This window comes from Pseudoalteromonas sp. SG41-1 (assembly GCF_014164575.1).
In the GTDB taxonomy this organism is placed as follows: domain Bacteria; phylum Pseudomonadota; class Gammaproteobacteria; order Enterobacterales; family Alteromonadaceae; genus Pseudoalteromonas; species Pseudoalteromonas rhizosphaerae.
Genome location: NZ_JACJFL010000106.1, coordinates 1 through 1,155 on the forward strand (window position 1 = coordinate 1; position 1,155 = coordinate 1,155).

1 protein-coding gene is annotated in these 1,155 nt (G+C 49.5%); it reads right to left on the bottom strand.

Going from position 1 to position 1,155, the window contains the following annotated elements; translation table 11 throughout:
* Positions 1 to 155 precede the first annotated feature (155 nt).
* On the bottom strand, positions 156 to 1,088 hold the full coding sequence (locus H5203_RS22460; RefSeq protein WP_004235553.1) for an IS5-like element ISKpn13 family transposase: 933 nt from the start codon (positions 1,086 to 1,088) through the stop codon (positions 156 to 158).
* Between the last annotated feature and the right edge of the window lie 67 nt (positions 1,089 to 1,155).

Sequence of the window (1,155 nt, forward strand, 5' to 3'; positions counted from 1 at the left end):
CTAGGGAAGGTGCGATTTAATCAGTCATGACGATCCAGAGCCTGGATATCCTCCTTACGCGGCAAAGTAAGCACCCCAGTTTGGACAATATTTAATCTCCCCCATCAACTCAGGGTAAGCAAAATGTCACTGCTCCACTGATATTACAATGATTTTCACGACATCCCCGCCAGTTGTCCCGCCCGCACCAAATTGCACATTGCAAACAGCATTGAAAGCCGGTTGTGGTTCTTCATCAGTCCCCGTAATCGTGTTTTGCTGAAACCAAACTGGCACTTCAGTATCCGGAAAGGATGCTCAACCTTTGCCCTAATACCTGCTTTCACATATTCATCATGCAGCGCCTGCTTATTCAGCCGGGGATGCTGTCTGAGCTTTTTTACGGCATGAGGACCTTTGGCAATAAACCACTCTTTAACCCGATGTGTCAGAGAGTCCCGTTTTTCTGCCCCGCGATATCCGGCATCGGCGAAGACAATTGCTACCGGCTCCGTAATCAGGCTATCCGCCGCATTCAGGTCATGCACATTTGCCGCCGTGGTCACTACTTTTTCCGTCAAGCCTGTGGCCGCATCAACAGCAATATGAGCTTTCATACCAAAGTACCACTGATTTCCCTTGCGGGTCTGATGCATTTCAGGATCCCGTTGACCGGCTTTATTTTTTACGGAACAGGGAGCGGAAATAATGGTCGCATCGATAATGATGCCCTGACGTAACATCAGTCCGGCCTGCTTCAGTTTCTGGTTAATCAGTGCCAGTATCTGTTCTCCTGCATGATGTTTCTCCAGAAAATGGCGGAAATTCATGATGGTTGTGCGATCTGGCACCGTGTCACAGATCCCCGCAAATTGACGGAACGGCAGGACATCATGCAGGGCGTCTTCAGCCGCTCCGTCACTGAGGTCAAACCAGAGTTGCAGGCAGTGGATACGGAGCATAAGCACCAGGGGGAAAGGCCGTCGGCCGCGACGGGATGACGGATAGACGTGAAGCAGCTTATCAGCAATATCCTGCCACGGCACCAGAACATTCATACGGTCAAGAAAACGGGATTTACGGGAGGAATAGCTGGAAATGGCAGGCATTGTAAACAGCTCATGATAAAGAAAGCTTTATGTTCTCACATATGACGATTAAATCGCACCTTCCTTA

Coding starts and splice junctions, on each gene's coding strand:
- H5203_RS22460 (WP_004235553.1), bottom strand. CDS start 1,088: ATGCCTGCCATTTCCAGCTATTCCTCCCGTAAATCCCGTTTTCTTGAC.